This window comes from Pseudomonas sp. R62 (assembly GCF_000257605.1).
GTDB lineage: Bacteria > Pseudomonadota > Gammaproteobacteria > Pseudomonadales > Pseudomonadaceae > Aquipseudomonas > Aquipseudomonas atacamensis.
Genome location: NZ_JH635998.1, coordinates 3,723,665 through 3,731,125 on the forward strand (window position 1 = coordinate 3,723,665; position 7,461 = coordinate 3,731,125).

Annotated in this window: 8 protein-coding genes and 1 pseudogene; 4 read left to right on the plus strand and 5 right to left on the minus strand. The window is 59.9% G+C overall.

From position 1 onward, the window contains the following. Positions 1-39 precede the first annotated feature (39 nt). Positions 40-894, minus strand: a complete 855-nt coding sequence (locus OQK_RS17720; protein ID WP_016773560.1) for a LysR family transcriptional regulator — start codon at positions 892-894, stop codon at positions 40-42. A gap of 89 nt (positions 895-983) precedes the next feature. On the opposite strand from OQK_RS17720, the gene OQK_RS17725 reads away from it, so the two are divergent. Beyond that, positions 984-1,421, plus strand: coding sequence for a multidrug/biocide efflux PACE transporter (locus OQK_RS17725; protein WP_016773561.1), 438 nt, complete (start codon positions 984-986; stop codon positions 1,419-1,421). Between the two features lie 119 nt (positions 1,422-1,540). Here the strand turns inward: OQK_RS17725 and OQK_RS17730 are convergent, their stop codons facing one another. Beyond that, on the minus strand, positions 1,541-2,299 hold the full coding sequence (locus OQK_RS17730) for an SDR family NAD(P)-dependent oxidoreductase (RefSeq protein WP_016773562.1): 759 nt from the start codon (positions 2,297-2,299) through the stop codon (positions 1,541-1,543). A 120-nt stretch (positions 2,300-2,419) separates the two neighbouring features. Between OQK_RS17730 and OQK_RS17735 the strand changes: the two genes are divergently transcribed. Further along, the gene (locus OQK_RS17735) at positions 2,420-3,316 is read left to right on the plus strand and encodes a LysR family transcriptional regulator (protein WP_016773563.1); all 897 of its coding nucleotides are present in this window, start codon (positions 2,420-2,422) and stop codon (positions 3,314-3,316) included. 49 nt (positions 3,317-3,365) lie between these two features. On the opposite strand, the gene OQK_RS17740 is transcribed toward OQK_RS17735, so the two are convergent. Beyond that, positions 3,366-4,388, minus strand: a complete 1,023-nt coding sequence (locus OQK_RS17740; RefSeq protein ID WP_016773564.1) for a transporter — start codon at positions 4,386-4,388, stop codon at positions 3,366-3,368. A gap of 855 nt (positions 4,389-5,243) precedes the next feature. Here OQK_RS17740 and OQK_RS32065 point away from each other — a divergent pair. Together OQK_RS32065 and OQK_RS32070 are read left to right on the plus strand one after the other, a co-directional pair. Continuing rightward, a pseudogene (locus OQK_RS32065) lies at positions 5,244-5,402 on the plus strand (HAMP domain-containing protein); the annotation flags it as partial. A 117-nt stretch (positions 5,403-5,519) separates the two neighbouring features. Continuing rightward, positions 5,520-6,287 carry a methyl-accepting chemotaxis protein gene (locus tag OQK_RS32070; RefSeq protein WP_408005036.1) on the plus strand — a complete coding sequence of 256 codons (768 nt, stop codon included), beginning with the start codon at positions 5,520-5,522 and terminating at the stop codon, positions 6,285-6,287. 268 nt (positions 6,288-6,555) lie between these two features. On the opposite strand, the gene OQK_RS17750 is transcribed toward OQK_RS32070, so the two are convergent. Both OQK_RS17750 and OQK_RS17755 read right to left on the minus strand, forming a co-directional pair. Then, positions 6,556-6,861 (minus strand): PepSY domain-containing protein, encoded by a 306-nt coding sequence (locus tag OQK_RS17750; RefSeq protein WP_016773566.1) that lies wholly within the window; start codon positions 6,859-6,861, stop codon positions 6,556-6,558. A 156-nt stretch (positions 6,862-7,017) separates the two neighbouring features. Continuing rightward, positions 7,018-7,461, minus strand: a 444-nt coding sequence (locus OQK_RS17755; RefSeq protein WP_038861049.1) for a glycerophosphodiester phosphodiesterase family protein, incomplete at its 5' end; no start/stop codon positions are given.

Here is a 7,461-nt window from a genome sequence, read left to right on the forward strand (position 1 = left end):
GGGAGAGGGCTGGGGTGAGGGGCTTTTGATCTCAAGCGCTTATTCAAGCATCTTGCTGAGCAACCAGCTCCCTGCCGGCCCCGGCGGATACAAGCGCGACCACAAGGCGTCGACAAACACCGGTTTCGGCCAGCCGCGCACATTCAGCTCTATCAGCAAATCATTGGCATAACGCTGCACCAGCCACCTCGGCAACGGTGCCCAGCCAAAGCCTTTTTCCGCCATTTCCAGCAGCATCAGGTAACTCGGCGCCGACCACACCCGGCCTTTGCCGCGACTGTCGTAGGGATTGACGATGGTCGCCAGCCGCAATTCGCGATGTTGCTCGAGGATCTGCTGATCCACATGCTCAAGCTTCGCCAACGCATGCTCGCGGCTGACGAACAAGGCTATCTCCGTGCGCTCGGCCACAGTGGAGGTCACAAGATCCGGCGGGTAGTTATCCTGCATTTCCGCGAAGGCCAGATGCGCCCGGCCGCGCTGGACCAGTTCGATCAGGTCTTCGCATTCGGCAATCAGGCATTCCAGCTCAAGCTCCGGATAACGCTGCTCGAAATCCACCAGCGCCGCCTCGAAACGATACGACTGGTAGGTATCGGAAATCGCCACCGTCAGCTTCGGTTCCACACCTTGCGCCAATTGCCGCGCGCTCATCTCCAGACGACTGGTGGCGGCCAAAATCGCCTCGGCTTTTTGCAGCATGACGTGGCCGGCGGGGGTGAGCGTGGGCTTGCGGCTGCTGCGGTCGAACAGTTGCAGGTCCAGATCGATCTCCAGGCTTGCCACTGCCGCGCTAATGGTCGACTGACTGCGCCCCAGTTTGCGCGCCGCTGCGGAAAATGAGCCTTGCGTCGCTGCCTGCACAAATGCCAACAGCACTTCCTGCGAAGCCATGAACTATCGCCTTGATCGATGGTTATTGGTTGTGAAGTATCGGTATTAAGTTGGATCATGGCAACCATCGTCAAACAAGGAGTCAGGCCATGACTGCCCACAAGTCCATCACCGAACGTGTTTTCCAGGCGGTTGGTTTCGAGTTTCTCGCGATCCTGATCTGCACACCGCTGCTCGCATGGATCATGCAAAAGCCGCTGCTCGACATGGGCGCGGTGACCGTGTTGATCGCGCTGTTGGCGCTGGCATGGAACGTGGTGTTCAACCGTTTTTTCGACCGTGCATTGGCGCGGATGAATCTGCCGCACAACGCCTGGGTCCGTGTAGTGCATGCATTGCTGTTCGAAGGTGGATTGATCGTGATGGGCGTGCCGCTGATTGCCTGGTGGCTGTCGGTCAGCTTGTGGCAGGCGTTGTTGCTCGACATCGGCGTGCTGCTGTTCTTCCTGCCGTACACCTATGTTTATCACTGGGGTTATGACGTACTGCGCGAGCGCTTCATGGCCCGCCGCGCATATGAAAGCTGAGGTAGCCCTGTGGCGAGGGGATTTATCCCCGTTGGGCTGCGTAGCAGACCCGATTTTGGGGCCGCTCCGCAGCCCAGCGGGGATAAATCCCATCGCCACAAACAGTCTGTTGGTTGAGGTCAGAGAAACATGCCGCCAGATGCCTCGACCCGCTGACCGTTGATCCACTGTCCACCCTCCGACAGCAGCAGCGCCAATGCCCCGCCAATATCATCCGGCAGCCCGACACGACCCAGCGCAGTGTTGCTGGCGACCATCGCGTTGACAGCGCTGTTATCGCGCACCGTGCCACCGCCAAAATCGGTTTCAATCGCACCCGGCGCCAGAACGTTCACGCCAATCTTCCGCGCACCCAGCTCTTTCGCCTGATAACGCGTCAGCACTTCCATAGCACCTTTCATTGCCGCGTAAGCGCCGTAACCCGGCAGGCTGAAGCGGGTCAGGCCGCTGGAAATATTGACGATGCGCCCACCGTCATTGATCAGCGGCAGCAGTTGCTGAGTCAGGAAGAACGGTCCTTTCAACTGCACGTTCATCAGCAGATCGAACTGCTCCGGAGTGGTTTCGCTGAACAGCGCATGCACGCCGACCCCGGCGTTGTTGATCAGGAAATCAAAGCGCTGACGCTCAAAGGTTTGCCCCAATACCTGTTCAACCTGCGCGGCAAACGCGGCGAAGTTTTCGCTGTGGCCGACGTCCAGCTGCAGCATCGCCGCTTTTGCGCCGAGCGCCTGCAATTCAGTGACCAGCGCCTGGGCCTCGTCGGCGCGGCTGTTGTAGGTGCCGATGATATCGATGCCTTGCGCGGCGAGGTGCAGGGCGGTGCTGCGGCCGAGGCCACGACTGGCGCCAGTGATCAGTGCGATTTTGCGGTTCATGCTGACTTCCTCGATTGCGTTGAGCGGGATGGAAAAAGTTTATTTATCCGCCCTGAGGTGATAAACACGGCAAAAGCGGAATCACTGATCGGCTCAGCCGAACAATCACCGGGGCTTGTCATGAACAAACTGGAACTGCTGCGCACCTTCGTCCGGGTCAGCGAACTGTCGAGTTTCACCCTCGCCGGTGAAAGCCTCGGCCTGCCGCGCTCGACGGTGTCCGAGCAAGTGCAGGCACTCGAAGCCTTGCTCGGCACGCGGCTGTTGCAGCGCACCACGCGCAAGGTGCAGGCCACTCAGGATGGACTGGTGCTGTATGAACGCAGCAAAGATCTGCTCTCGCACATGGATGAAATCGAAGGGCTGTTCCGTCAGGACGAGGCTTCGCTGACCGGGCGCATCCGCGTCGATATGCCGAACATCCTCGCGCGACGCTTGATCATGCCGCGCCTGCCGGAATTCATGGATCGCCACCCGAATCTGCAGATGGAAATCAGCAGTACCGACCGGCGCGTCGATCTGCTCAGCGAGGGTTTCGACTGCGTATTGCGCATCGGCGCGCAGCCGGATCAGTCGGTGGTCGCCCGGCATCTCGGCGACTTCCCGATGGTCAATTGCGCCAGCCCGGCTTACCTGCAACGTTACGGCGTGCCGCAGACCATCGAGGATCTGGCGCAGCATCGGCTGGTGCATTACGTCGGCGTACTGGGCTCGCGTTCGGAAGGGTTTGTGTATGAGGAGGGTGGCGAAGTGCGACGGGTGGCGATGGCCGGCAGTGTCACGGTCAACAGTACCGACGCCTATGAAGCGGCGTGCCTGGGCGGCTTCGGCCTGACGCAGGTACCGCGCACCGGCATGCAGCCGCATCTGGAGAATGGCGAACTGGTGACCGTACTGCCACAACACACCGCACCGCCGATGGCGATTTCGTTGTTGTACGCGCGGCAACGGCATTTGCCGCTGCGGGTGCGGGTGTTTATGGATTGGCTCGGCGATGTCGTACGTTCAACGCTCTGACATTGAGCACATTGCCCCTGTGGGAGCGTGTTGTGTGTGGGATTTGCGCTCAATAATCCCCACGCTTGCGAAACGCCCAGCGCCCGGCAATCACGGTGAACGTCGCCACCAGCGCGACCAGCACCCAAAATCCGTGCGGGTCTTGGGACAGCGGCACACCGCCGACATTCATCCCAAAAAAACCGGCAATGATGTTGATCGGCAAGGCCAGGACCGTCACCACCGTCAGGGTGAACAGCGTGCGGTTGCTCTGTTCGTTGAGGTTGGCGGCGATTTCTTCCTGCAACAGTTTGATCCGTTCGCCGAGGGCGGTGAGGTCGTTGATGATCAGCGCAAACTCCTCGGTGGATTTGCGCAACTCCTTGACGTCCTCCTTCTGCAACCACGGCGGCGGACGATTGAGCAGGCGCAGCAGCGAACCCGGCTCCAGCGCCAACAGCCGTTGCAGACGCACCAGCACGCGACGGTTGGCGCCAAGTTCGGCGCGGTTGGTCGACAGGCGCGAGGAGAGCAATTCGTCCTCGACCTGATCGACACTCAGGCTGGTCTTGCGCACGATCTGCGTCAGCACTTCGCCCTGATCGCGCAGCAAATGCACGAGCAGTTCCGAGGGCGAGCGAAAGCACTCGCCGGCCTTCACCGACGAGCGCAACTTGTCCACCGAATGCAGCGGTTGCAGGCGCGCGCTGACGATCAGTTTGCTGCGCACGCAGACCCACAGCGTCGACACGTCGGAGGAGACCATGCTGCTGAGGTTGAACACCACATCGTTGACCACCGCCAGCAGCGCCGAATCGACATGCTCGATGCGCGTCGATCGCGAACCTTCGTGCAGCGCTTCGAAAAACTCCTCGGGCAATTGCAGATGACTTTTCATCCAGCGCTCGCACGCGGCGTGGGCCAGGTTCAGGTGCAGCCAGAGAAACTCTTCGCTGTCACCGTCATCCTGCAAACAGCGCAAAGCCGTCGCCGAATCGATTTCGCGCCCGCGCTCACCGGGCAGGAAGCGAAAGCCGTAGAGCAAGCCAAACAGGTCCGGGGCGCGATGGCTGATATCGAGGCTGTGGTTCATGGCGGCTCGCTGCGAGGAGGGTGTCTGGTGGGGGATTTTCAGGTTCACCTGAGCGGCATCATCGCAAGCCAACATGACCGTTTTGTGACAGTAAAGTGACTGCAAATCAACGCGTTACCGACTGTCGGAAGATTCTCAAGAAGCCCTCTGGCGCGCCGATCTCAGGTGAGTTAGGTTGCGCGCCATCGGCCCTTGGCCATGGTATGTCGACAGGGAAGTCCGGCCATTTTTCACGTCCGCTCGGGCGTGCCTCATCCCTGCTTCGAGTACCTTGCAATGCTGCAAAAATCCCTGAGAGCGCAAATTCTCGCCCTGTTGAGCGGCAGTCTGCTGGCGATATTGTTGATCGCGCTGGCCTGCTTTCATTACCTCTCCAACGGCGTGCAAAGCTATAGCCAGTTGATCGCCGGCCCGCTGCACACTTCGCAACTGATCGATGAAGCCAACCTGCAATTCAAAGTGCAGGTGCAGGAATGGAAAAACGTCCTGCTGCGCGGCAAGCAACCGGCGGATCTGGCGAAATACTGGAGCCAGTTCGAAGAGCGCCAGCGCGATGTGCAGAATATTCTCGGCGAACTGGCCGGCCAGAAAGGCATCGAGGCCAATCTCAAATCCCGCATCGAACGTTTGCGCGAGGAGCATCGCCAGTTGGGCACGGCCTACCAGAAAGGCCGCGATGCCTACGTCGTTGCCGGTGGTGATCCGAGCGCCGGCGACGCAGCGGTCAAAGGCGTTGATCGCGCCGCCAGCGAGCAGATGAGCGCACTGGTCGCCGAGCTGCGCGAGCAGGGCACCGCGCAATCGGCGTTGATCAGCGCCAGCGCTGAGCGCACCGTGTGGCTGGGGCTGTTGGTGATGCTCGCGTCGGGCTTGTTGATCGGTCTGCTGAGCCTGTGGCTGGTCAGCCGCAACCTGATCGAGCCGATCCGCAACCTCATCGATTACGTCACCCGCTTGAGCCGTGGCCAGTTGGCTGAACGTGTTGTCAGCGAGCGTCGCGATGAACTGGGCAACCTCGCCGCCGCAGCGAACACTCTGCGCGATTTTCTGGCGGACACCTTCACTCGCTTGCAACGCAGCGCCGGTGATCTGGACAGCGCCAGCGGCGAGTTGAATGCCATTGCCACGACGATGGCCGGCGGCACCAGCGAGCAATTCAACCGCACTGATCAAGTGGCCACGGCGATGAATGAAATGTCCGCCACGGCCCAGGAAGTCGCCCGTCATGCCGCCGATGCCGCGCGTGCTGCCGACGATGCCGATCAGTCGGCGCAGCAGGGTGAAAAGGTCATGCAGACCACCATCCATTCGATCACGCAGATGCGCGGCGAGATCGCCAACACCGCCACGGTGATCCGTCGCCTGGAAACCGACAGCGGTCGTATCGGCAAGGTGCTGGAAGTGATTCGTGGCATCGCCGAACAGACCAACCTGCTGGCGCTCAACGCGGCCATCGAAGCGGCGCGGGCGGGCGAGGCCGGGCGTGGTTTTGCCGTCGTCGCCGATGAAGTGCGCAACCTCGCCCAGCGCACGGCGGAGTCGATCATCGAGATCAACCAGATCATTCAGAACGTGCAGACCGGCGCTGTCGATGCCGCGCAGGCTATCGAGAGCGGCCAGGCGCGCAGTGATGAAAGTGTCGAGCAAGTGACCCAGGCCGGCGCGATGCTGGAGCGCATCACCTTGGCGGTGGAGGCGATTCGCGACATGAACCGGCAGATCGCCACGGCCGCTGAGGAGCAGACTTCAGTGGCCGAGGATATCTCGCGCAATCTGACTGAAATCACCGCGATTGCCAGCACCAACCTGGACAACGTGCAGCGCACCGAAAGTGCCAGTCAGAACCTGCACGGATTGTCGGGGCAGTTGAATGAGGTGACGGCGCGGTTGAGTGCTTGATTTTGGGTGGTGGTTTGTCAGCCCCTCATCCTAACCCTCTCCCGGAGGGAGAGGGGACTGGCCGCAGGGAATGGGTGAATTGCACCGAACTTGCAATACCGAGTCGAACTCGGGTTTGAGCGGCCCGCAAATCGGCTCCCTCTCCTGGGGGAGAGGGCTGGGGTGAAGGGGGATCGATTTCACAGACCACACAAAGTTTGCGCCCCAATCCGCAGCCACAAAAAAGCCGCACGATCGTTAAATCGTGCGGCTCTTTAACAGCGGTCTATCAAGTGTCTTGCTTGTCGCTCAGCACTTTACCGGTGGTGGCATCAAAGTCCACGTCGAACTCTTTGCCGTCAGCAGTTTTAAGTTCAACTTCATACTCGTAACCATTGAAGTGGTTATCCAGATCGGTGTCGGTAATCGTTGCGCCCGGGTGCAGTTTCAGTGCTTCGGCGTTCATCGATTCCAGCGACTTGATCTTGCCGTCCTTGACCAGTTGCGGGATCTGGTCGATGCGAACATCAGCCTGAGCCAGGCCAGCGGTGAGGGTCAGGGCAGCGGCGGTAAACAGGGCAGTCAAAGTTTTCATCGGTTCATTCCTTGGCAGTGCGTTGAAGTGGTTGATCTGTGTAAGTGGGTTCAGATTAACCAGCGCAACTTAACTCACCCTTAAATCTCTGCTTCGCGATAAAACTGCTCTTTGTCGGAGCGAGCCTGCTCGCGAAGCAGGCGACTCGATAACAACTTAGAAACCGTTCTTCTTCAGAACCTCATCAACACTGCCAACAGCCGGACGCTTGTAAAACTTCAACAGTTCACTGGCGCGGTTGGTAAAGATGCCGTCGACACCCGCCGCCATGACTTTCTCGTAGTCCACCGCCTCGTCGACCGTATAAACATGCACCAGCATGCCTTGGTCGTGGGTGTACTTATTCATCCACGGTTGCACCAGGTCGGAGTAACTCTGATCACCACCCTGAGTCAGCTTCGCCGAAGGGCCGGTGCCGATCGCGCCCTGAGCCTTGGCGTAGTCGACCCATTGCTTGAATTCCGCTTCTGACTTGGGTTCCTGCTTGCCGTAGAAAACGTTTTTGTCTTTCTCGCCGGACGCGGCAAACGTCACCGCAGATTTAGGCTCGATGCTGCCTTCGCCGACCCACAACAGCAGGATCTTCGGCACTTGCGGCAT

Coding starts and splice junctions, on each gene's coding strand:
- OQK_RS17720 (WP_016773560.1), bottom strand. CDS start 894: ATGGCTTCGCAGGAAGTGCTGTTGGCATTTGTGCAGGCAGCGACGCAA.
- OQK_RS17725 (WP_016773561.1), top strand. CDS start 984: ATGACTGCCCACAAGTCCATCACCGAACGTGTTTTCCAGGCGGTTGGT.
- OQK_RS17730 (WP_016773562.1), bottom strand. CDS start 2,299: ATGAACCGCAAAATCGCACTGATCACTGGCGCCAGTCGTGGCCTCGGC.
- OQK_RS17735 (WP_016773563.1), top strand. CDS start 2,420: ATGAACAAACTGGAACTGCTGCGCACCTTCGTCCGGGTCAGCGAACTG.
- OQK_RS17740 (WP_016773564.1), bottom strand. CDS start 4,388: ATGAACCACAGCCTCGATATCAGCCATCGCGCCCCGGACCTGTTTGGC.
- OQK_RS32070 (WP_408005036.1), top strand. CDS start 5,520: ATGGCCGGCGGCACCAGCGAGCAATTCAACCGCACTGATCAAGTGGCC.
- OQK_RS17750 (WP_016773566.1), bottom strand. CDS start 6,861: ATGAAAACTTTGACTGCCCTGTTTACCGCCGCTGCCCTGACCCTCACC.